This is a genomic window from Pseudomonas sp. EYE_354, assembly GCF_023148575.1.
Classification (GTDB): domain Bacteria; phylum Pseudomonadota; class Gammaproteobacteria; order Pseudomonadales; family Pseudomonadaceae; genus Aquipseudomonas.
Genome location: NZ_JAHXNQ010000003.1, coordinates 40,554 through 62,477, shown reverse-complemented (window position 1 = coordinate 62,477; position 21,924 = coordinate 40,554). Strand labels below are relative to the sequence as shown.

The following is a 21,924-nucleotide window of genomic DNA, read 5'->3' as shown; positions in this document are numbered from 1 at the left end:
TTTTCAGGGTGGCGCAGGCTTACTTGATCATCGGCAGGTTCAGGCCCTGCTCTTTGGCACAGTCGATGGCGATCTGATAACCGGCGTCTGCGTGACGCATCACACCGGTGGCCGGGTCGTTGTGCAGCACGCGGGCAATACGCTCAGCCGCTTCGTCGGTACCGTCGCAGACGATGACCATGCCGGAGTGCTGGGAGAAGCCCATGCCGACGCCACCACCATGGTGCAACGAGACCCAGGTCGCGCCGCTGGCGGTGTTGAGCAAGGCGTTGAGCAACGGCCAATCGGACACGGCGTCGGAGCCATCCTGCATAGATTCGGTTTCGCGGTTCGGGCTGGCCACCGAGCCGGAATCAAGGTGGTCGCGACCGATGACCACGGGGGCCGACAGCTCGCCGCTGCGCACCATTTCGTTAAACGCCAGGCCCAGCTTGGCGCGCTGGCCCAGACCGACCCAGCAGATCCGCGCCGGCAGGCCCTGGAAGCTGATGCGCTCGCGCGCCATGTCCAGCCAGTTGTGCAGGTGAGCGTCGTCCGGGATCAGTTCTTTGACTTTGGCGTCGGTCTTGTAGATGTCTTGCGGGTCGCCGGACAGGGCCGCCCAACGGAACGGGCCAATGCCGCGGCAGAACAAGGGGCGGATATAGGCCGGTACAAAGCCAGGGAAGTCGAATGCGTTTTCCACGCCCTCTTCCTGGGCCATCTGACGGATGTTGTTGCCGTAGTCGAAGGTCGGGATGCCTTGTTTCTGGAATTGCAGCATGGCCTTGACGTGCACGGCCATCGACTGCTTGGCCGCCTTGATCACCGCAGCCGGTTCGGTCTTGGCGCGGGCGCGGTATTCGTCCCAGGTCCAGCCGGCCGGCAGGTAGCCGTTGAGCGGGTCGTGGGCGCTGGTCTGGTCGGTGACCATGTCCGGGCGCACGCCACGTTTGATCAGTTCCGGCAGGATTTCTGCGGCGTTACCCAACAAGGCGATGGAGATGGCCTTGCCTTCTTTTGTGTATTTATCGATGCGCGCCAGGGCGTCGTCGAGGTCGGTGGCTTGCTCGTCGACATAACGGCTGGCCAGGCGGAAATCGATGCTGACCTGCTGGCACTCGATGTTCAGCGAGCACGCACCGGCCAACGTGGCCGCCAGTGGCTGCGCGCCGCCCATGCCGCCGAGGCCGGCGGTGAGTACCCAGCGGCCTTTGAGGTTGCTGTCGTAGTGCTGGCGACCGGCTTCGACGAAGGTTTCGTATGTCCCCTGGACGATGCCTTGGCTGCCGATGTAGATCCAGCTGCCGGCGGTCATCTGGCCGTACATGGCCAGGCCCTTGGCATCCAGTTCGTTGAAGTGCTCCCAACTGGCCCAGTGCGGCACCAGGTTGGAGTTGGCGATCAGCACGCGCGGGGCGTTGCTGTGGGTCTTGAATACGCCAACCGGCTTGCCCGATTGCACCAGCAAGGTTTCGTCGTCGTTCAGGTTCGTGAGGCTTTCGACGATCTGGTCGTAGCACTCCCAGTTACGCGCGGCACGGCCGATGCCGCCGTACACCACCAGTTCCTTGGGGTTCTCGGCCACTTGCGGGTCGAGGTTGTTCATCAGCATGCGCAGCGGCGCTTCGGTCAGCCAGCTTTTGGCGGTGAGCGTGTTACCACGGGCGGCGCGGATTTCGACGTCACGGTATTTTGTAGGCTTGGTCACAACTCAGACTCCTCGGCGATCGATGCGCGAACAGGGATGGTGCGAAGAAGAGTCTTACGCACACATCTTTACTTGTATGTACAAGCATATGCAATCGAGCTGCCAACTCTAGAAATCAGACCTGCAGATTTTTTCCAAGGATGCGCAAAGGCCTTGAAAACACGGGCTTCGACGCTTGATGAAATTTCTTGCGCAGACGTTTTGCGACAAAGGGGATTTGTCGCGGCAGCGAAACTTTGCGTCACGCTGGGGCATTCGGTAACAAATTGGTGCGCAGGTTGGAAACAGCAAAACCAACTATGGGAGGGGTTGCCCTTCTGCCGTTTAACCGCGTGGGGTCAGCTCGATCAGGCAACAGCGGCCGGTAACGCTGATATCCAACAAGCCGGTGTTACCGTCCACTTGCAGGCAATCGTGATGGCCGAGCGTGTGGTCGAGCACCTTCACCTCATCGGCAACACTGAACACCAGCACGGTCTGCGCCGAGCTGAAAAACCGCTGTACACCATCCACCCACTGCAAGCGCGCGTGGTAGCGCTGGGGCGAATAGATCAGGTTGAAATCGCGAATCGCCCCTGCGATCAGGCGGCACGCCACCTGGCTGTCACCCTTGAAGGCGAACGGTTGCAGCGGTAACAGGCCGCGTTGCTCTTCGCCGTCCACGGTCAGCACCATGCCCGCGCCCTGGATCACGGTGATCACACGCTGGTAGCCGGCAAAACTGGAAAAACCGCCCGACTCAGCAATGTCGGCAATCGACAAACGCCAGCCAAAGCCCTCCAGGCCGGTGCCGGCGTCACGACTGATTTCTTCGGTGCTGCCCCCGCCGTTTTTCCATGGCATGCGTACGTAATCGGCGGCGCGCCAGACGGTGACTGCAGTCATTTACTGAACCGTCCTTCGAGGCTGTGGCGCGAACCGGGATGGATCAAGCGTGCAGCCGTCACCGGCTGGCGGCCGGACCAGGTGCGCCGGCGAATCAACAGGCACGGCTCGGTCGGCTCGATTTGCAGCAGTTTGCACTCGGCGGCGTCGGCGAGAATCGCTTCAACCACGTGCTCGCCCTCGGTCAACGGGGCCACCTGGTTCAGGTATGCGTAAGGGGTTTGCAGGGTGAAGTCCTGCTGCAAGTATTCCGGGGCCACCAGGGCGTTGACGAAACGGTCCTCGATTTGCACGGGAATGTCGTTTTCGTAATGCACGATCAACGAATGGAAGACCCGCCCGCCTTCACGCATCTCCAGGGCCACGGCGCGCTCGGAACCGGCGGCTTCTTCGCCCAGGGTGATGACCTGGCAGGTATGGCGATGACCGCGGGAGGCGATTTCATCAGCAATGTTGTGCACTTCAAACAGCGCCGACTGGCTCTTGGGCTCGGCGACAAATGTGCCGACGCCTTGCATGCGCACCAGCAACCCTTCGGCCGTGAGCTCGCGCAAGGCGCGGTTGATGGTCATGCGGCTGAAGCCCAGTTCGCTGACCAGTTCGCTTTCCGACGGCACGCGGTAATGGGGCGGCCAGTTGCCGTTGAGAATCTGCTGGCTGATCATTTGTTTGACGCGGGCATACAAGGGCGCCGGACTTTCGTCCATGTGGGCAGCCAGCGAAGAGTTGGCAGGCGGAGTCGGCACAGGGAATCCTTGCAGGGGGAAAAGATGCATAGATTGCCGGAGTTTACCGAGCAGGCAAACGTCTGTATATGTATATACAAATAAACACACGACCGGGGTGCTCTGATCATGTCCGCTTTCTTTGCCGAACGCGCGCTGCTGCCTAGTGGATGGGCCAATGATGTACGTCTTGAAGTCAGCGTCGATGGTCGCCTGACACAGATGGTGGCCAATGCCAGCGCAGAGGGCGCAGAACGGCTGAGAGGCCCGGTTTTGGCGGGTATGCCAAACCTGCATTCGCACGCGTTCCAGCGCGCCATGGCAGGTTTGGCCGAAGTCGCGGGCAACCCCAATGACAGTTTCTGGACCTGGCGCGAGCTGATGTACCGCATGGTCGGCAAGATCAGCCCGGAGCAACTGCAGGTGATCGCACGTCAGCTGTATATCGAGATGCTCAAGGCCGGTTACACCTCGGTCGCCGAGTTTCACTACGTGCATCACGATGTCAGCGGCCAGCCGTACGCCGACCGCACGGAGCTGTCGCGCCAGATCAGCCAGGCGGCGGCCAGCAGCGGTATCGGCCTGACGTTGTTGCCGGTGCTCTACAGCCACGCAGGGTTTGGCGGCCAGGCACCCAATGACGGCCAGCGACGGTTTATCAACAGCACCGACCACTACCTGGACTTGCAAGCACGCCTGCAACCCATCCTGGCCGCGCAACCGGCGCAACAGTTGGGCCTGTGCTTCCACTCACTGCGCGCGGTCACGCCGCAACAGATCAATGAGGTGTTGGCCGCCAGCGACAAGGCCTGCCCGGTGCATATCCACATCGCCGAACAGCAAAAAGAAGTCGCTGACTGCCTGGCCTGGAGCGGCAAGCGCCCACTGCAATGGCTGTATGACAATGTCGAGGTGGATCAACGCTGGTGCCTGGTGCACGCCACCCACGCCGATGCCGACGAGGTTACGCGCATGGCCACAAGTCGTGCGATTGCAGGTCTGTGCCTGACCACCGAGGCCAACCTGGGCGACGGAATTTTCCCGGCAGTGGATTTTCTCGCCCAGGGCGGGCGCATGGGCATCGGCTCCGACAGCCATGTGTCATTGAGTGTGGTGGAAGAATTGCGTTGGCTGGAATACGGCCAGCGCCTGCGTGATCAGCGGCGCAACCGCCTGTATCGCAGCGACCAACCGATGGTCGGCCGTACGCTGTTCGATGCCGCGCTGGACGGCGGTGCGCAGGCGCTGGGTCAGCCTGTTGGTGGATTGGAAGTGGGCAAGCGTGCGGATTGGATCGTGCTGGACGGTAACGACCCTTACCTGGCGACGGCCACCGGAGATGGCATTCTCAACCGCTGGCTGTTCGCCGGCGGTGATCGGCAAGTGCGCGATGTGTTGGTCAACGGCAAGTGGGTGGTTCGCGATGGGCATCATGCCGGCGAGGAAGAAAGCAGCCGGGCGTTTACTGAAGTGTTGAAAAACTTACTCGGTTAACAATGCGGGAAGGGGCTTGCCCCCTCCCACAATTAGATCGGTGATAAGCCAGCGTTACTGCGAAGTCTTGGCCATCTGCTTGTCCGAGGTCCGGAAGATCAACCGCGTGGTGTCGTACCCCTGCTGTCGCGCCCGGCTCAACAGGTCTTCGCGCGTGTCGGCACTCACCGTCGGGGTGCGGGACAGAATCCACATATAACGGCGGCTCGGGCTGCCCACGATAGCGGTCTTGTAGTCATCGCTCACGTACAGCACCCAGTAATCGCCCTTGGCGACGCCCGGCAACAGCGACGTAAACCAGTTATTGAACTCCACCCAGAGCTTGTCGGTTTTGCCAGGTACCTGCGGCGTGGCCGTGCCCTTGGCTTCTTCCCACTTCCATTCGGTGGTCAGGCAGCGGTTGAAGACCGACATGTCGCCGTCGGGCAGCAAGGTGTAGCGCGCTTCGGACTGCGCACAGTTGCGCTGAAAGTACATCGGCAATCTGGCCAACTCGTACCAGGTACCCTGGTAACGCTTGAGGTTGACGCTGCCGGCGGTCTTGGGTTGCAGATCATCGCCAGAATGGCTGGCGCAGCCCGCCAAAAACAGGCTGGCGCAAAGGAACAAAACAAAACGCATCATTCTTCTTCTCCCGCAGGCTCTCGCCCCGGTTTACTTCAGGCCTTGCCCGGAAAACATCAGAACTTTGTCACCGGCATATTGAACGCTGATAAAGCTGGTTTTATCGCCCCAGGTGCAGCTGGACATGCCCAGTGCGCCGGAGCAGTCGGTTGGCTTGCCCAGCAACGATTCGACCTCAGCCTTGGGCATCCCGGCCGACAGTTTTGCGTAATTCTCTTGATTGACCTTGCTGCAGGCGGCCAACAGCACGCAGAAAGTCAGCAGGGCAAGACGGCGTAACGACATGGATAAACTCCTGGAGGGACGAAGCAGCGTGGGTATCTGCCAGAAGCTTAGAAGGGAAAAGAGGTGTCTGGTTCCCGACGAACGAAAACAAAAAAACCCCGAAAACGCTGAAACGTTTCGGGGCTTCTTTAACGGTGAACCGGCTCACAACAAAGCGGTTCACCTATCGCAGCGGCTTACTGCTTGTGGTAGGCCGTCACGCGCTCAACTTCTTCTTTTGAACCCAGGAATACCGCCACACGCTGGTGCAGGCCGTCAGGCTGGATGTCGAGGATGCGCTGGTGACCGTCGGTGGACGCGCCGCCCGCCTGTTCAACCAAAAACGACATCGGGTTGGCTTCATACATCAGGCGCAGTTTGCCCGGTTTGGAAGGCTCGCGGCTGTCGCGCGGGTACATGAACAGGCCACCACGGGTCAGGATGCGGTGCACGTCGGCCACCATCGCGGCGACCCAGCGCATGTTGAAGTTCTTCTTCAACGGGCCTTCTTCACCTTCCATCAGCTCGTTGACGTAGCGTTTGACCGGTTCTTCCCAGTGGCGCTGGTTGGACATGTTGATCGCGAATTCCTGGGTCGACGCAGGAATGGTGATGTCTTCGTGGGTCAGCACGAAGCTGCCCATTTCGCGATCGAGGGTGAAGCCTTTGACGCCATCACCCAGGGTCAGCACCAGCATGGTCTGTGGACCGTAGATCGCATAACCGGCAGCAACCTGCTCGGTGCCTGGCTGCAGGAAGGCCTTTTCGTTCAGGGCTTCGTTCTGGCTCAGGTATTCGTTGGGGCAGCGCAGTACCGAGAAAATCGTGCCGACCGGTGCGTTGATGTCGATGTTGGACGAACCGTCCAGGGGATCGAACACCAGCAGGTAGGCACCTTTGGGGTATTTGCCGGGGATCTGGTAGGCATTGTCCATTTCTTCGGACGCCATGCCGGCCAGGTGACCGCCCCATTCGTTGGCTTCGAGCAGGATCTCGTTGGAGATCACGTCGAGCTTCTTCTGCACTTCACCCTGCACGTTTTCAGTGCCCATGCTGCCCAGGACACCACCCAGTGCGCCTTTGGACACGGCGTGGCTGATTTCCTTGCAAGCACGCGCCACCACTTCGATAAGGAAGCGCAGATCGGCAGGCGTGTTGTTGCTGCGGGTCTGCTCAATCAAATAGCGACTCAAGGTAACGCGGGACATGTAAGGCTCCGGAGAATGGGGGGCTTGAAAACCCGCGCAGTTTAACGCGAGTCGGGGCGTATTTCCTCCTATCAGAGGATTTAAACCCAATAGAGTTCATGGACTTTATTTAACGTGCCGCCGGCGGCTTGCGCAGCAAACTGTAGGCCATGGCCCCCAGGGCCGCCACACCCAGCAGTAACACGGCCCAGAGCCCGAGTTTTTTCCAGTTCGGCCCGCTTTCGACGGCAGCGACGGCAGCAGGTGACGTGACCGCGACCTCCCCCGCGAGCGTGGCCTGGCCCAACGTCTTGAGGTGCTCGGCGCTGGAGTCCGGGATCAGCGTCGTCAGCGGCAGGTTCGCCGCTTTCACCGAGGCATTGCCAAAGGCCAGGGTGAACGGCGGCTCACCCCGCGCCAGGAACACCAACTGAGTGGCACGCACCGCAAAACGCAACGCCGGCGCTTCGGCGCCCAGGCCGCCACCGCGTTCGTCCACCTGCATTTTCAGCTCGCGGACCACCTGGCCCGGCAACTGCAATTGGTCCTGCACTACATCCTGGCCGTTCTGGCTCAGGCGATACAGCAAGCCATTGCTCAACGGCTGCCAGGTTTGCCTGGCATCATTGCGTCCGGCCAACGTCACCGGCGCCAGGGTATTGGGCTGCTTCATCTCGATACGCAAGCGCTCCACCCCCAAACCAGTGGGCAGTTGCCAGCTGTACTCACCGGCCTGGAGCCGCGTACCGGCCAGCGGCTGCGACCACATCAACGGCATCGGCAGACTGCTGCTGGTGGCGCTCACCAACTTGGCCGAGGTCAACAGCGGCGCGGCCTGCCCTTGCCATACCAAACGCAGGTAGCGCGCCGATTGCCCCGGTAAGCTGACGTCATGCTGCTCGACCCGCTCATCGGCAAACGACAAACGCGCCACTTGCCCATCGCCCCAGGCCTGCCAATGCTGCAAGTCATCGCTGGCCTCGATACTGAAACGCTGGAAGCCCTCTTGCTCAAGGCTCCAGTCCAGGCTCAATTGCTGCAACGGCGCCTTGATCGCGCTGGCATCCAGCACCCAGCCACGCAATACCTGCTTGCCAGGCTTGGCGGCAGTGGACGGTTTGATTTCGACCAGCGTGCCTTCGATGGTGGTTTTCATCACCACACCGGGCAGGGTTTCGCGGGTGTCGGCGGCGTACAGCGGGAACCACTTCACCTCAGTGACGGTGCGGCTTTCGGTACGCTGCGACGACTGACGCGACAGCGCATACGCCTGGGGCTCGCCGGCGGCGTTAAACACGCGCACGTCACTGAGGTCGGCCTGGGCCGCGTTCAATTGCACGGCCAGTGGCAGTTCAAGCCGATACCAGGGGCCATTGCCGCTGACGCTCAGCGGCACCTGGCGGGTGAACTCCGCCGGCGTTTCCTGAGCCGACGCCGACAACGCCGCGCACAGGCCGACCACGGCCACACTCAACTTACCGATCAAGAGGATGCTCCTTCAGTTTCGGGCACAGGTTCGACACGCTTGGGTGGCAGCGGCGCAAAATAGCCCACCACCAGCAACAGCCCGCCCACGCCGATAAACGACACGATCCGCGCCAGACCGCCACGGTTGCTCAACTCGACGAAGAACAGCTTGGCCACCACCACCGCAATCAGCGCCGCACCGATCAGCCACACTTCGCGACGATGACGCAGATGCCCGCCGATCATCAGGCCGAGGGCGATCAGGGTCCAGACAATCGACAGGCCGGCTTGCACCAACATTGATTCGAGCAGCGCATCCAGATGGAACGGCACTCCGCCCCAATGGTGCGCGGTGCGCATCACCAGCGCCGTGAAGAACGCGAACAGCGAGAGGCCCGCGATACCCTGGGCAAGCCGCTCGGCACGCGGTCCACGTTGCGGCGCCACGCTGCGGCCCCACAGGTACACGCCCAGCAGCGCGAACAACAGGCCCAGGTCCAGCGGATTGAGCAACGGCACATAGGGCAATGGCTCAGCCGTGCCGTCGCTGAAGCTGTTCGCCAGCCAGAACCAGCCGAGCATCAGCACCGCCAGCGGCAACGCCGCCAGCACCCGATATTCGCGCGGGTACGCCGACACCGGCCACGGCCAATGGCGCGGCGCAGCAGCCAGCACCAGGTACAGGCTCGGCAGAATCGCCCAGCCCAGCCAGCGCCAGGCGTTGTATTCGGCCGACAGACGCAACAGGCCATAACGCAGCTCCAGCGCCAGCACGCCGATCAGCATCCAGCAGCCCAGCACATGGGCAACGCTCAACACCTTGGTCGGCACCACCGCCGCCAACCGTCGCAGCGAGACGAAATGCACCCCAAACACCGCCAACCAGGCCAACAGGCCGAACTGCGCCGCCGGGTGGTAATAGGTGTGCGCCGACGCCAGCAACACCACGCCCGCTGCCGGCATCAGCAACGTGCACAGCACGCCCAGCGACGCCCAGCGCAGGCGTGTTGCCAACAGCGTCCAGACTGCCACGCTGACCGCCGCAACCCCCAGCAAGCAGGCACCTTGTAACTCATCGGCCACGAATCTCAGCACTTCACCGATCAGCGCCATCGTCCACCAGGCCGCGCCCCACATCAGCAGCAGGTCGGACAGACGTTGCAGCTTCAATACAGCGAACACCGGCGCATGGGGTTCACGCTGCAGACGCCAGGCGCCGATCAAGGCGGCCAGGCCCAGCACCAACGGCGTCCAGAAACCGGCGTGGGCCAATGGGCTCAAGCCCTCGCGAGACAAAGGCCCGAGCAGATCCGGCACCGCCAGCAAAAATGAGCCACCGCCGATCAGTTGCAGCAGCAACCCGAACACGAAACTGACCCGCTGTTGCAGGTACAGGCTCAACCAGATGATAAACAAGCCACTGGCCGCCCATACGCCGCTGGCGCTTTCCCAGGGCAGCACGAACAGCACCGCGAGATTGATCAGCACCAGACCGGCCAACAGCACCACCGACAACCCGCGTAACAGGCGTCTATCACTGCGCACCATATCGTCGCGGGCGGCCAGCAGCATGCCGCCGATCAAGGCCAGGCCGATCAGCGAGGCGCTGAGCAAACCACTCCAGCCCGCACTGAATACCGCCGCGCCCTCTCCGCCCTGCAAGCGCAGCAGGAACAACGCCCCGCCCAGCAACTGCACGGCAAACGCGGTGAACAGGAAGGTCCGCGAGCCAATGCGCAAACCGACAAACAGCGTCACCAGCCCGGCGATCGCCCAGCTCACGGCGGTGCCTTGGGTCAGCAACAGCAGCGGTGCGAGCAGGTACAAGAAACTCAAACCCAGGCTCGCCAGCAGCGGCAGCCCTTTGCGCTCCCACTGCGCGGCCTGCTCGCTCGGCGCCTGGCGCAAGTGATGGAAGCTCAACAGCAGCGCCGCGCCCAGCAGCATGGCGCCCAACGGCGCGCCATCAATCAATGTGTGTTCGCCGATACGCAGCTCGCTGAGAAACGCCAGCGCCGAGCCCGCTTGCAGCAACAGACCGAAGGCACGTGCCAATGGCCGTTGTTGGCGCAAGCCGAGCCAGAAGATGCCCGCGCCTTCCACCGCCCACGCCGCAGCGGTCCAGCGTGCATCAAGACCCAGTGGAATCGCCAGGCTGGCAAAAATCACTCCCAGGGCCAGACAGGTTTCGGCCAGCAACAAGGCGCGCCCACCGCTGAGCAACCGGGCCAGCCCCATATAGATAATGCCCAGGCCCAATGCACTGAACGCAGCGGCAAACTCCAGGTGCTGCACCAGCGCGAACTGCAAACCAAAGCCCACCAGCGGCGGGCCGAACAGCATGCTGCCGTCGACGTAATCGCCTTTGGCCGCAGACCAGCGCAGCAACGCATCACGGCCTTCGGGTGCATCGCCCATCTCCTGCAATTTACGACGGGCGAACAGCAGGCCGATGGCCAGGTACATCAGGAAGAACAGCACCAGGAACGGCTCGGTGCTCCACAGCAACTCCGGCGTGTAGGAACGCATGCCCCAGGCGAACCCAATGCCGAAGGTGCCGACAAAACCAATCAGGTTGAGCAAACGCCAGGCCTTGAACCAGGCGATGGCGAGAATTCCGGTATTGAGCAAGGCGAAATAACTGAACAACGCCACATGGTTACCGGCGCCAGTGGACGTGAGGATCGGTGCCGCAAAGCCGCCGAGCGCAGCCGCGCAGGCCAGGCCCAGTGCGTCCTGGGTAATCGCCAGGATCGCCGAAAACACCGTGACCGCCACCAGCAGGCCCAGGGCTGCGCCAGGATCGATCAGCGGGTGCAGGCGCATCGCCGCAAACACCGTCAGGTACAGCACCGCAATGCCGGTGCCTTGCAGCATCAGGCCATAGTTGCTGTTACGCAGCCGCAACCACCAGCCCAGACCCAACAGGCCGACCGCCGCTGCCGCCACCCCGGCGTAACGCAGCTCGATCGGCACCACCATGCCTTCGGTGGCATAGCGCAACAGGAATGCCAGGCCAAGGAACAACAGCACCACGCCCACCCGCAGCACCGTGTTGCCGCCAAACAGCCAATTGCGCGCACCGCTCATAGCGCGTTCGATCAGGTTGGGGTCACGGGGCGCGGCAGGTTCTTGAGGATGTGGCGTGGCCACCCAAACGTCGTCCGGCAGCGCCTGGCTCGGCTCGGCAACAGCGGCGACGGACGCCAATTCGGCCGGTAACTCCCACACAAGCTCGGGGGTTTGGGCAACAGCTGCGGGTGCAGGGATGAATTCTGGGGCAAGTTCCGGGCTGGGGTCTTCGACAATGACGCTGCTGGTTGGCGCGGGCACTTCCAGTTGCCGCAACCGATCACCCAGCGCAATCACGGCCTTCTGCGTGGTTTCCAGCTGAAGCGCTTGCTGTTGCGCCTGGGCGGCCAGCCTGGACAGGCGAATCGCCTGGCCAATGCCCAACCCCAGCAGCGCACCGATGCCTGCGTCATAGAACGACTCGTCGAGCGTCCAGCCGAGCACCAGGCCCATCAGCATGAAAATCCATTGCATGGTCGATATTCCCTGAGCAGCCCGAGGCGGGCAGACCGGGGCCTAGTATATCGACGCGCAACAGATGTGGGAGGGGGCTTGCACCCGATAGCGCTGTGCCAGTCGACATATCTGCAAACTGACACGCGGCTATCGGGGGGCAAGCCCCCTCCCATTTTTCTACTGCATTGGTTTAGTCGAGCGCTTTCCAGATCTCGGTGGCGTACTCGCGGATCGTGCGGTCCGAGCTGAACCACCCCATCCGCGCCGTGTTCAGCACCGCCGAACGCCACCACGCCTTGGAATCGTGCCAATGGGCCTCGACCTTGGCCTGGGCGTCCCAGTAGGAATCGAAGTCGGCGCAAACCAGGAAGCGGTCGTAGTCGATCAGGCCGTCGATCAAGCCCACGTAGCGGCCCGGATCATCCGGCGAGAACACTCCGCCACGGATCGCCTGCAGCACATCGTTGAGGCGATGGGAGGCGGCAATGTCCGGCCCTGCGCTGAACTCACCGGCCTGCTTGCGCGCTTCGACCTGCTGGGCGCTCAGACCAAAGATAAACATGTGCTCGGCGCCTACGCGTTCGTGCATCTCCACGTTGGCGCCGTCCATGGTGCCGATGGTCAGCGCGCCATTGAGGCCGAACTTCATGTTGCTGGTGCCGGACGCTTCAAAACCGGCGGTGGAGATCTGCTCCGACAAATCCGCCGCCGGGATGATGCTTTCGGCCAGGCTGACGTTGTAGTTGGGCAGGAACACCACCTTGAGCAAACCGCGCACGGTGGGGTCGTTGTTGACGGTGCGCGCGATGTCGTTGGTCAGTTTGATGATCAACTTGGCCTGGTGATAGCTCGCCGCGGCCTTGCCGGCGAAGATCTTCACACGCGGCACCCAGTCGATCTCGGGCTCGGCACGGATCGCCTGGTACAACGCCACGGTGTGCATCAGGTTGAGCAACTGGCGCTTGTATTCGTGGATGCGCTTGACCTGCACGTCGAACATCGCCGCCGGGTTCACCGAAATGCCCAGGCGCTCGTGGATGATCTCGGCCAGGGCACGCTTGCTGTGCAGACGCTGGTCGGCGAAGGCTTTGCGGAAGGCCTGTTTCTCGGCAAAGGTTTCCAGCTCGCCCAGGCGGGTCTCCATGTTGTCGAGAATGTCCGGCCCCAGCGCATCCACCAACATCTGCGTGAGCTTGGGGTTGGCCTGGTACAGCCAGCGACGGAAGGTAATGCCGTTGGTTTTGTTGTTGATGCGCTCCGGGTACAGCTTGTGCAGTTCGGAGAACACCGTGCTGCGCATCAGTTGGGTGTGCAGGCCGGACACGCCGTTGACGCTGTGGGAGCCGAGAAACGCAAGGTTCCCCATGCGCACACGGCGGCCGTTGTCTTCTTCGATCAGCGACACGGCGCGCAGCACGTCAAAGTCATGGATGCCCTTGGCACGCAGCGAGTCGATATGCTGGGCGTTGATCAGGTAGATGATTTGCATGTGCCGCGGCAGCATGCGTTCCATCAAGCCTACAGGCCAGGTTTCCAGCGCCTCGGGCAGCAAGGTGTGGTTGGTGTAGGACAAGGTTTCGACCGTGACCTGCCAGGCCGCGTCCCAGGCAATATCGTGCAAGTCCACCAGTTGACGCATCAACTCGGCCACCGCGATCGACGGGTGGGTGTCGTTGAGCTGGATCGCCGCGTGTTCGCCCAGGCTCAATACCGAGCCGTGCATGTTTTTGTGGCGACGCAGCAAGTCTTGCAGCGACGCCGAGACGAAGAAGTATTCCTGGCGCAGGCGCAGTTCCTGCCCTGCTTCGGTGCTGTCGGCCGGGTAAAGCACTCGGGAGATGCTTTCGGCACGGGCCACTTCGGCGACGGCGCCCAGGTGGTCACCGGCGTTGAAGCGTTCCAGGTGCAAGTCTTCCACCGCCCGCGCACGCCACAGGCGCAGGGTGTTGACGCTGGCGCCGCGCCAGCCGACCACCGGGGTGTCGTAGGCGACGGCACGCACGGTCTCGCCGGGCGTCCACACTTGGATCAACTTGCCGGCGGGGTCCGGCAGGGTTTCCACGCTGCCGCCGAAACCGATCGGGTAGATCACTTCGGCGCGCTCGAACTCCCAAGGGTTGCCGAAATCCAACCAGCGCTCGGTCTGTTCCTGTTGCCAGCCATCGACAATCGCCTGGCGGAACAAGCCGTGCTCATAACGAATGCCATAGCCATGACCGGCAATGCCCAGGGTCGACATGCTTTCCATAAAGCACGCGGCCAGACGGCCCAAGCCACCGTTGCCGAGCGCCGCGTCGGGCTCCAGCAGGCGGATACGCTCCAGATCGACGCCCAACTCGGCCAGCGCCTCGCGCGCGATCTCCAGCACACCAAGGTTGCTGAGGCTGTCGTAGAGCAGACGGCCGATCAGGAATTCCAGGGAGAGGTAATAGACCCGCTTCTGACCTTTACGGTAGATACGCCGGGTGTGGTTCATCCAGTGGTCGACCATCTGGTCGCGCGCGGCCAGGGCAATGGCTTCGAACCAGTCATGGTCGAAGGCGTGATCCGGGTCCTTGCCCACCGCGTAGGTGAGTTTGGTCAAGACGGCATCGCGAAATGCGGCTACCTCTGCTTCTCGTGCAAGTGGTTCCTGAGACATCAATTGCGACCTCGGGCGAGATAGAAGGAGTTGCTAGAGCCTAGACGGTCTGACAGACGGTGGCCGCTCTGGTTCGGCAGTTTTTTAACGCATTTACCTTTAACAGGTTTTGATGCATTGGCCGTGCCTGCTTTTGAGCAATGCGCACCTTCGGGCCGAAACACGCAAAATATTGTTCAAAAAACCACCAATCCCGGTATGATCGCGCGCCCGGATACCGCCCCACCTTTTGGAACCCTGATGAAGCCTCAACTGATCGCCGCCGCGGAACTTGACCGTCTCGAGACCTGGCAGAAATATTCCGCGCACATGTGCGGCGGCTGCGTGTCCAGCTGCTGCACGCTGCCGGTCGAAGTGAAGATCAAGGACCTGATCCGCATCGGCATCGTCGACGAATTCGAGCGCGGCGACCCGCCGAAGAACATCGCCAAGCGGCTGCAGAAGGAAGGCATCGTCGAGCGCTACAACAACAAATCCGAAATTTTTACCCTGCAGCGCATGAGCAACAACGACTGCCTGTACCTGGATCGTAAGACGCGCTTCTGCACTATTTATGACAAGCGCCCGGACACCTGCCGCAACCACCCGAAAATCGGCCCGCGGCCGGGGTATTGCGCGTACAAGCCAAAGGAAGTGGTGCGCGAGACCAAGTTCCGTACGCTGGATAAGTTCTAAGATGATCGTTCCCACGCTCCGCGTGGGAATGCAGCCCTGGACGCTCTGCGTCCGCCCTTGAACGCGGGACGCGGAGCGTCCCAAGAGGCATTCCCACGCAGAGCGTGGGAACGATCAGGCATAAAAAAACGCCCCCGGTCTTTCGACCGGGGGCGTTTTTCATTCAGCCTGAGTTAACTCAGTTCTTGGCTTTCTTGGCAGCGCGGGTACGCTCGCCTTCGTCCAGGATCTTCTTACGCAGGCGGATCGACTTAGGCGTGACTTCGCACAGCTCGTCGTCCTGGATAAATTCCAGAGCCTGTTCCAGGGTGAAGCGAACAGGTGGAACCAGGGCGATGGTTTCGTCTTTACCCGAAGCACGCATGTTGTCGAGCTTCTTACCTTTGGTTGGGTTGACGCCCATGTCGTTGTCACGGCTGTTCAGACCAACGATCTGACCGTTGTAGATCTCTTGACCGTGTTCAACGAACAGCTTGCCACGCGCCTGGAGGGTTTCCAGGGAGTAGGTCAGTGCCTTGCCGGTTTCTACCGATACCAGAACACCGTTCTGACGGCCGGACATGTCGCCGGACTTCATGGTGTCGTAGCGATCGAAGATCGAGGTCAGGATGCCAGCACCGTTGGTCAGGGTCAGGAACTGGTTACGGAAACCGATCAGACCACGAGCAGGGATGTTGTATTCCAGACGCACACGGCCTTTACCATCCGGCACCATGTTGGTCAGGTCGCCCTTACGCAGGCCCATCTCTTCCATGACCTTGCCCTGGGATTCTTCAGGGGTGTCGATGGTGACGTTTTCGAACGGTTCCTGCTTCACGCCGTCAACCTGACGGATGATCACTTCCGGACGACCAACACCCATTTCGAAGCCTTCGCGACGCATGGTTTCAATCAGTACCGAGAGGTGCAGCTCACCACGGCCGGAGACCTTGAACTTGTCAGCCGAGTCGCCTTCTTCAACGCGCAGAGCAACGTTGTACAGCAGCTCTTTGTCCAGACGCTCCTTGATGTTACGGGAGGTCACGAACTTGCCTTCTTTACCACAGAAAGGCGAGTCGTTTACCTGGAAGGTCATGGAAACGGTTGGCTCGTCAACGGTCAGAGGCTTCATCGCCTCGACGTTGTCCGGCTGGCACAGGGTGTCGGAGATGAACAGCGAGTCCATACCGCTGACGCACACGATGTCGCCAGCGAAGGCTTCTTCGACGTCGATGCGGTGCAGACCGTGGTGACCCATCAGCTTCAGGATACGACCGTTACGCTTCTTGCCGTCAGCGCCGATAGCGACAACCGGGGTGTTCGGCTTGACGCTGCCACGAGCGATACGGCCAACGCCGATAACACCCAGGAAGCTGTTGTAGTCCAGTGCCGAGATTTGCATCTGGAACGGGCCTTCACGGTCAACTTTCGGTGCTGGTACGTTGTCGACGATCGACTGGTACAGCGGAGTCATGTCTTCAGCCATGTCGGTGTGGTCAAGACCGGCAATGCCGTTCAGGGCCGAGGCGTAGACGACTTTGAAGTCCAGCTGCTCTTCGGTGGCGCCCAGGTTGTCGAACAGGTCGAAGATCTGGTCCAGAACCCAGTCCGGACGCGCGCCTGGACGGTCAACCTTGTTGATGCACACGATCGGACGCAGGCCGGCTTCGAAAGCCTTCTTGGTCACGAAACGGGTTTGCGGCATAGGGCCGTCTTGAGCGTCGACCAGCAGCAGAACGGAGTCAACCATCGACATTACACGTTCAACTTCGCCGCCGAAGTCGGCGTGGCCCGGGGTGTCCACGATGTTGATGTGGTAGCCGTTCCAGTTGATAGCGGTGTTTTTTGCCAGGATGGTAATACCGCGCTCTTTTTCCTGGTCGTTGGAGTCCATCACGCGCTCGTCGTTGAGCTCGTTGCGCTCCAGAGTGCCGGATTGACGCAGGAGTTTGTCTACCAGGGTGGTTTTACCATGGTCAACGTGAGCAATGATGGCGATGTTACGTAGATTTTCGATCACTTGTGTATCTCGATCAGAGGATTCGGTGTGCTGACAGGTCGTGGCAGCGATTTACAGTAGAGTCAGGCCTTGCCGTTACAGCTTGACGGCAGAGTCGGGGGGCCGGTGACGCAGGCCACAGGCAAACAGCCCCGGGCTCTTAGCTCGGTCGATAAACGCGCACATTGGCATGCCCCTCACTGAGCAAATGGTGGGCATGCAGGCGACTCATCACGCCTTTGTCGCAATACAGCAGGTACTGACGGCTGTCATCCAGTTCCTTGAAACGCGCGTTCAATGCATAGAACGGCAGCGTTTGTACGTCGATGCCGGCGATTTCCAGCGGCTCGTCTTCAGCGGCATCCGGATGACGGATGTCGATGACGATCTGACCGGCCAGAGCTTCGCTGACTTCTTCGATCTGCACATCCTGGCCCAACTCGTCGATAACCCGATCGATCGGCACCAGTTTGGCGTTCTCGAGCGCACGCTCCAGAATCGCCATGTCGAACTGTTGTTCTTCGTACTCCACGCGGTTGCGCTTGGCGTGGGTCTTGGGATTCACCGAGATGACCCCGCAATATTCAGGCATATGCTTGGCGAAGTCGGCGGTGCCGATTTCTTCCGCCAGGTCGATGATGTCCTGCTTGTGGCTGGCGATCAGCGGGCGTAATACCAGCTTCTCGGTCACACAGTCGATCAGCGACAGGTTTGGCAGCGTCTGGCTGGAGACCTGGGAAATCGCTTCGCCGGTCACCAGCGCATCGATCTGCAACTGATCGGCAATTCGGGACGCAGCGCGCAACATCATACGCTTCAATACTACGCCCATATGACTGTTATCGACTTTGCCGAGAATTTCGCCCAGTACTTCCTCGAACGGCACGCTCACAAATAGCACGCGCTGGGAGCTGCCGTACTTCTTCCAGATAAAGTGCGCAACTTCCATCACGCCCAATTCATGTGCACGCCCGCCCAGGTTAAAGAAGCAGAAGTGGCTCATCAGGCCGCGGCGCATGATCTGGTAGGCCGCTACCGTAGAATCGAAACCGCCGGACATCAGTACCAGGGTCTGTTCCAGGGCGCCCAGCGGATAGCCGCCGATGCTATTGTGCTGGCTGTGGATCACAAACAACCGTTGGTCGCGAATTTCCATGCGCACTTCAATTTGCGGCGCTTTCAAGGAAATTCCAGCCGCACCGCACTCGCGACGCAGCTTGCTGCCGACGTATTTCTCGACATCCATCGAGCTGAATGGGTGCTTGCCGGCCCGCTTGCAACGCACCGAAAAAATCTTGCCTTCGAGCTCGCCGCCAAAGTGCAGCTTGCACTTGTCGGTGATGTCGTCGAAGTCACCCAGCGGGTACTCATCCACTTGCAGGAAATGCGCAATGCCCGGCATGCAGCTCAGGCGCTCGGTCATATCCTTCAAGGCTTTGGCGTCGGTCAGGCGGGTTTCCAGCTCGAGGTTATCCCACACACCATTGACCACCACAGCCGGGTCCAGATCGCGGAGCACGGCACGGATGTTCTTGGCCAACTGACGGATGAAACGCATCCGTACCGGTCGGCTTTTGATGGTGATTTCAGGGAAGACTTTAACGATTAATTTCATGGAAACAGCGCGCGCCGGGCCTGCTGAAAAAGGGGGGCGCGGATTATAGCGGAAATCGCTCAAGGTTTAACCAGTTAATATGCAACGCAGTCACTGCGCACTAAAGCGGTGCATTTGTGCGCACTGACGCCACATTGCGGTGCGCTATTTTTCGGTGTTTGTCGCAATGCACCTTTATAGGGGCGTTTTTGGAGCAGAAAACCCATGTTGGCGCACTGGCATGCAATTTGCTCTCTTGTGAGGCAGGTTGCCATGGCGGACTATCCGCGCCGGCATCACCCACATTCTAAGGGCTAACTCCACTACCCCAGCCCGAAGCCACCCGGAGGACACTATGTCGAAGTCGGTTCAACTCATCAAAGATCATGACGTTAAATGGATTGATCTGCGCTTCACGGACACCAAAGGCACTCAGCACCACGTGACCATGCCGGCTCGCGATGCGCTGGATGATGCGTTCTTCGAAGAAGGCAAAATGTTCGACGGTTCCTCCATTGCCGGCTGGAAAGGCATCGAAGCCTCCGACATGATCCTGATGCCGGACGACAGCACCGCGGTCCTCGACCCGTTCACCGAAGACCCAACCCTGATCATCGTCTGCGACGTGATCGAGCCTTCGACCATGCAAGGCTACGACCGCGACCCACGTGCGATCGCCAAGCGCGCCGAGGAATACCTGAAGTCGACTGGTATCGGCGACACCGTATTCGTAGGCCCGGAGCCAGAATTCTTCATCTTTGATTCGGTCAAGTTCAAGTCCGACATCTCCGGCTCCATGTTCAAAATCTTCTCCGAACAAGGTTCCTGGATGTCCGACCAGGACGTGGAAGGCGGCAACAAAGGCCACCGTCCAGGCATCAAAGGTGGCTACTTCCCAGTTCCGCCGTTCGACCACGACCACGAAATCCGTACCTCCATGTGCAACGCCATGGAAGAAATGGGCCTGGTCATCGAAGTTCACCACCACGAAGTGGCGACTGCCGGCCAGAACGAAATCGGTGTGAAGTTCAACACCCTGGTTGCCAAGGCTGACGAAGTTCAGACCCTGAAGTACTGCGTACACAACGTGGCAGATGCCTACGGCCGTACCGCTACCTTCATGCCTAAGCCACTGTACGGCGATAACGGTTCGGGTATGCACGTTCACCTGTCCATCGCTAAAGAAGGCAAGAACACCTTCGCTGGCGAAGGTTATGCCGGCCTGTCCGACACCGCCCTGTACTTCATCGGCGGCATCATCAAGCACGGTAAGGCCCTGAACGGCTTCACCAACCCGTCGACCAACTCCTACAAGCGTCTGGTCCCAGGTTTCGAAGCACCAGTGATGCTGGCCTACTCGGCTCGCAACCGTTCGGCATCGATCCGCATTCCTTACGTGTCCAGCCCTCGCGCTCGCCGTATCGAAGCTCGCTTCCCGGATCCAGCAGCCAACCCGTACCTGGCCTTCGCTGCACTGGTCATGGCCGGTCTGGACGGTATCCAGAACAAGATCCACCCTGGCGACGCAGCCGACAAAAACTTGTACGACCTGCCGCCTGAAGAGGCCAAAGAGATCCCACAAGTGTGCGGCAGCCTGAAAGAAGCCCTGGAAGAGCTGGACAAGGGCCGTGCGTTCCTGACCAAAGGCGGCGTATTCAGCGACGACTTCATCGATGCCTACATCGAGCTCAAAAGCGAAGAAGAAATCAAAGTACGCACCTTCGTACACCCACTGGAATACGAGCTGTACTACAGCTGCTGATCCGGTAGCGCTGCTTGACGCAGCGTGACGAAAGAGGCCTCCTTCGGGAGGTCTTTTTTTTGCCTGACATAATGCCTCGGCATCCTCACCATTGGCCCTTCGCCTATCCGCTCGACAAGGAGATCAACCTTGAAACTCAGAATCGCATTCGCCCTGCTATTGATCGCTACCAACGTATCGGCAGCGCCCGCCACACTCGCCCCCTTGCTCGACAGCATCGCCGAACGCGTGAGCATCGCCGACCAAGTGGCACTGAGCAAATGGGACAGCCGCAAGGCGGTAGAAGACCGCGCACGGGAACAGGATGTTATCGCCAGCGTGAGAGCACAGGCTGCCAACTACAAACTGTCTCCCGATGTCGCCGAACAGTTTTTTGCGGCGCAGATAGAGGCCAATAAACTGGTGCAGTACACCCACCTGTCCGATTGGCATTGGCAGGGCAAGGCACCCGACGCCCCGCGTCCTGACCTGGTGGGGCAGATCCGCCCACAATTGGACCAACTGCAAAAACGCCTGCTGCAACAGCTGGCCGACTTCAGCCCCGAGCGCAGCAACCCCGCGTGCCCGCAATGGGTCGCGCAGGCTGTGCACGAGCCACTCAACGAGCCGCTGCTGCAGATCGCGATGATCCGCGCCACGGGCGAACTGTGTACCCAGACCAACCAATAACGGTTACGGACTACTCGATTTGAGGCGCCGTCCGGCATCCATCCGCCCATTGGCAGCCATAGCCTGACGGCTCACTGACCAAACAGGACGGAACCATGAATGCCCTCAAATGCCTGCTCGCCGCCACTGCCTGCTTATCTGTCATCGGCTGCGGCAGCCCACCCATGCAAGCTGCGCACGTCGAACAGCAAGTTCTGCTCAAGAGCCACTCATCATGGGATGGAGCGCCCTATAAAACCTACCCCGCCGGGCCGCCGGAACTCACACTGTTGCGAATCCGGATCCCGGCAAATACACAGATGCCCTGGCACAGCCACCCAATCCCCAATGCGGCTTATGTGGTCTCGGGTGAGCTGACAGTCGAAACCCGCCAGGGCGGGCTGGCTCGCACGCTCAAACCGGGAGAAACCCTGGCAGAGATGGTCGGCACAGTGCATCGAGGCACAACCGGAAAGACACCTGTGGAATTGCTGGTGTTCTACGCAGGCACACCGGATATGCCGCTGTCCCAACCCTATTGATAGCAACCCCCTTGGATCATGCGCGTCCAAACGCCGCGCACGATCCCTGGAATGCTTGCTGAACAGCCCTTTCAAAAACGCACTATATTGGTGCCCGTCACTGCACCCTACCCACCCGCTCAACCCATTTTGGTTCGAAACTTCCCGAACAAGCTGGCAGAACGCCACAGTTTCGCGCCTGGAACCCCTATTTCAGGCGATTAACGCTTCTTTTCGGAGC

16 protein-coding genes are annotated in these 21,924 nt (G+C 60.6%); 5 read left to right on the top strand and 11 right to left on the bottom strand.

Translation table 11 applies throughout. The features are described 5' to 3' along the window. Positions 1-19: 19 nt before the first annotated feature. The 3 genes from hutU to hutC all read right to left on the bottom strand — a co-directional run bounded on the left by hutU (position 20) and on the right by hutC (position 3,351). Positions 20-1,690 (bottom strand): urocanate hydratase, encoded by a 1,671-nt coding sequence (hutU, locus tag KZX66_RS04955; RefSeq protein ID WP_248077035.1) that lies wholly within the window; start codon positions 1,688-1,690, stop codon positions 20-22. A gap of 324 nt (positions 1,691-2,014) precedes the next feature. Then, positions 2,015-2,575, bottom strand: a complete 561-nt coding sequence (locus tag KZX66_RS04950) for a HutD family protein (RefSeq protein WP_248077032.1) — start codon at positions 2,573-2,575, stop codon at positions 2,015-2,017. Beyond that, on the bottom strand, positions 2,572-3,351 hold the full coding sequence (hutC, locus tag KZX66_RS04945; protein ID WP_248077028.1) for a histidine utilization repressor: 780 nt from the start codon (positions 3,349-3,351) through the stop codon (positions 2,572-2,574). Before hutC ends, KZX66_RS04950 begins: the two co-directional genes overlap by 4 nt. Before the next feature lie 78 nt (positions 3,352-3,429). On the opposite strand from hutC, the gene KZX66_RS04940 reads away from it, so the two are divergent. After that, positions 3,430-4,794, top strand: coding sequence for a formimidoylglutamate deiminase (locus KZX66_RS04940; protein WP_248077025.1), 1,365 nt, complete (start codon positions 3,430-3,432; stop codon positions 4,792-4,794). A gap of 54 nt (positions 4,795-4,848) precedes the next feature. Here KZX66_RS04940 and KZX66_RS04935 read toward each other — a convergent pair whose 3' ends face one another. From KZX66_RS04935 to KZX66_RS04910, 6 genes are all read right to left on the bottom strand, one after another. Next, positions 4,849-5,418, bottom strand: coding sequence for a lipocalin family protein (locus KZX66_RS04935; RefSeq protein WP_032890161.1), 570 nt, complete (start codon positions 5,416-5,418; stop codon positions 4,849-4,851). A 30-nt stretch (positions 5,419-5,448) separates the two neighbouring features. Beyond that, entirely contained in the window at positions 5,449-5,703 is a 255-nt protein-coding gene (locus KZX66_RS04930; protein WP_003171143.1) for a hypothetical protein, read from the bottom strand. A 176-nt stretch (positions 5,704-5,879) separates the two neighbouring features. After that, complete coding sequence (locus KZX66_RS04925) at positions 5,880-6,890, bottom strand: class 1 fructose-bisphosphatase (RefSeq protein WP_248077023.1); 1,011 nt, start codon at positions 6,888-6,890, stop codon at positions 5,880-5,882. 109 nt (positions 6,891-6,999) lie between these two features. Then, a complete protein-coding gene (locus tag KZX66_RS04920; RefSeq protein ID WP_248077711.1) occupies positions 7,000-8,352 on the bottom strand; it encodes a DUF3999 domain-containing protein in 1,353 nt (450 codons plus the stop codon). Beyond that, positions 8,352-11,882: a DUF2339 domain-containing protein gene (locus KZX66_RS04915; RefSeq protein ID WP_248077022.1), complete on the bottom strand. Its 3,531-nt coding sequence runs from the start codon at positions 11,880-11,882 to the stop codon at positions 8,352-8,354. The genes KZX66_RS04920 and KZX66_RS04915 overlap by 1 nt, the downstream gene beginning before the upstream one ends. A gap of 172 nt (positions 11,883-12,054) precedes the next feature. Then, complete coding sequence (locus KZX66_RS04910) at positions 12,055-14,505, bottom strand: glycogen/starch/alpha-glucan phosphorylase (protein WP_248077021.1); 2,451 nt, start codon at positions 14,503-14,505, stop codon at positions 12,055-12,057. Between the two features lie 240 nt (positions 14,506-14,745). Here KZX66_RS04910 and KZX66_RS04905 point away from each other — a divergent pair, with 240 nt between their 5' ends. Further along, positions 14,746-15,180 (top strand): YkgJ family cysteine cluster protein, encoded by a 435-nt coding sequence (locus KZX66_RS04905; protein WP_248077710.1) that lies wholly within the window; start codon positions 14,746-14,748, stop codon positions 15,178-15,180. A gap of 178 nt (positions 15,181-15,358) precedes the next feature. On the opposite strand, the gene typA is transcribed toward KZX66_RS04905, so the two are convergent. Together typA and thiI are read right to left on the bottom strand one after the other, a co-directional pair. Then, positions 15,359-17,179 carry a translational GTPase TypA gene (typA, locus tag KZX66_RS04900; protein WP_008028025.1) on the bottom strand — a complete coding sequence of 607 codons (1,821 nt, stop codon included), beginning with the start codon at positions 17,177-17,179 and terminating at the stop codon, positions 15,359-15,361. 139 nt (positions 17,180-17,318) lie between these two features. After that, a complete protein-coding gene (gene thiI, locus KZX66_RS04895; RefSeq protein WP_248077019.1) occupies positions 17,319-18,773 on the bottom strand; it encodes a tRNA uracil 4-sulfurtransferase ThiI in 1,455 nt (484 codons plus the stop codon). Between the two features lie 334 nt (positions 18,774-19,107). Between thiI and glnA the strand changes: the two genes are divergently transcribed. From glnA to KZX66_RS04880, 3 genes are all read left to right on the top strand, one after another. Beyond that, positions 19,108-20,514: a glutamate--ammonia ligase gene (gene glnA / locus KZX66_RS04890; protein ID WP_024072899.1), complete on the top strand. Its 1,407-nt coding sequence runs from the start codon at positions 19,108-19,110 to the stop codon at positions 20,512-20,514. 129 nt (positions 20,515-20,643) lie between these two features. Further along, entirely contained in the window at positions 20,644-21,183 is a 540-nt protein-coding gene (locus KZX66_RS04885; RefSeq protein ID WP_248077018.1) for a chorismate mutase, read from the top strand. Between the two features lie 95 nt (positions 21,184-21,278). Continuing rightward, on the top strand, positions 21,279-21,704 hold the full coding sequence (locus KZX66_RS04880) for a cupin domain-containing protein (RefSeq protein WP_248077016.1): 426 nt from the start codon (positions 21,279-21,281) through the stop codon (positions 21,702-21,704). Positions 21,705-21,924: the final 220 nt, after the last annotated feature.

Excerpts from the sequence above, each read along its gene's own strand:
- glnA (WP_024072899.1), top strand. The coding sequence starts at position 19,108 with ATGTCGAAGTCGGTTCAACTCATCAAAGATCATGACGTTAAATGGATT.
- thiI (WP_248077019.1), bottom strand. The coding sequence starts at position 18,773 with ATGAAATTAATCGTTAAAGTCTTCCCTGAAATCACCATCAAAAGCCGA.
- KZX66_RS04935 (WP_032890161.1), bottom strand. The coding sequence starts at position 5,418 with ATGATGCGTTTTGTTTTGTTCCTTTGCGCCAGCCTGTTTTTGGCGGGC.
- KZX66_RS04950 (WP_248077032.1), bottom strand. The coding sequence starts at position 2,575 with ATGACTGCAGTCACCGTCTGGCGCGCCGCCGATTACGTACGCATGCCA.
- KZX66_RS04925 (WP_248077023.1), bottom strand. The coding sequence starts at position 6,890 with ATGTCCCGCGTTACCTTGAGTCGCTATTTGATTGAGCAGACCCGCAGC.
- hutC (WP_248077028.1), bottom strand. The coding sequence starts at position 3,351 with ATGCATCTTTTCCCCCTGCAAGGATTCCCTGTGCCGACTCCGCCTGCC.
- KZX66_RS04910 (WP_248077021.1), bottom strand. The coding sequence starts at position 14,505 with ATGTCTCAGGAACCACTTGCACGAGAAGCAGAGGTAGCCGCATTTCGC.
- KZX66_RS04880 (WP_248077016.1), top strand. The coding sequence starts at position 21,279 with ATGAATGCCCTCAAATGCCTGCTCGCCGCCACTGCCTGCTTATCTGTC.
- KZX66_RS04915 (WP_248077022.1), bottom strand. The coding sequence starts at position 11,882 with ATGCAATGGATTTTCATGCTGATGGGCCTGGTGCTCGGCTGGACGCTC.
- KZX66_RS04940 (WP_248077025.1), top strand. The coding sequence starts at position 3,430 with ATGTCCGCTTTCTTTGCCGAACGCGCGCTGCTGCCTAGTGGATGGGCC.
- KZX66_RS04905 (WP_248077710.1), top strand. The coding sequence starts at position 14,746 with ATGAAGCCTCAACTGATCGCCGCCGCGGAACTTGACCGTCTCGAGACC.
- KZX66_RS04930 (WP_003171143.1), bottom strand. The coding sequence starts at position 5,703 with ATGTCGTTACGCCGTCTTGCCCTGCTGACTTTCTGCGTGCTGTTGGCC.